This window comes from Rhizobacter sp. P3_B12 (genome assembly GCF_056402895.1).
The window spans coordinates 1-845 of the sequence record NZ_JBFUGN010001570.1 but is presented as its reverse complement, the minus strand read 5'-3'; the positions used below and the strand labels follow the sequence as shown (position 1 = coordinate 845).

1 protein-coding gene is annotated in these 845 nt (G+C 76.4%); it reads left to right on the top strand.

Features of this window, described 5'->3' with window-relative positions; all coding sequences use genetic code 11:
• Positions 1-845, top strand: an 845-nt coding sequence (locus tag AC1D01_RS36930) for a CoA transferase (RefSeq protein ID WP_477874810.1), incomplete at both ends; no start/stop codon positions are given.

Genomic DNA, 845 nt, shown 5'->3' with positions numbered 1-845 from the left:
TGCCGGTCCGGCGCAGCGCGCGTTGTCCGGCCTGTGGCAGCAGGCGGGCCTGCCGGCGGCGGCGCTCGATCACATCGAGGCGCCGGGCGATGCCCCGGTGCTGCCGAGCAGCTTCGCCGTCGCCGATGCGATCCAGGCCAGCATGGCCGCTGCGGCCGGCGCGGCCGCCGAGCTGTGGCACCTGCGCCAGGGCCGCCGCCAGCGCGTGCGGGTGCCGCGAGAGAACGCCGTGCTCGAGAGCTGCGCGCACTTCACGCTCGACGGCCGCGCCCTGCATCTCTGGGACAAGCTGTCGGGCCTGTACCGCTGCGGCGAGGCGCTGGGCGAGCCGGGCTGGGTGCGCCTGCACGCGAACTTCGCTCACCACCGCGACGGCGCCCTGAAGCTGCTCGGCTGCCCGACCGGCGACGCCACCGAGCGCCCCGCCGTCGAGCAGGCCTTGCGCGGCTGGCGCGCCGAGGATTTCGAAGACGCCGCGGCGCAGGCCGGCCTGGTGGTCGCCGCGCTGCGCAGCTTCGACACCTGGGACCGGCATCCGCAAGCCCTCGCGCTGGCCGGCCAGCCGGCGGTGCGCATCGAACGCATCGGCGAAGCCGCACCGCTCGCGCGGCCCGACGCCGCCGACACCGACCGCCCGCTGCACGGCCTGCGCGTGCTCGACCTGACACGCATCCTCGCCGGCCCGGTGGCCGGCCGCACGCTCGCGGCCTACGGTGCCGAGGTGCTGCTGCTGAACTCGCCGCACCTGCCCAACATCGACGCGATCGCCGAGACCAGCCGCGGCAAGCGATCGGCCCACCTCGACCTGCGCAGCGGCGCGGGGCGCGAGCGGCTGCAGGCACTGC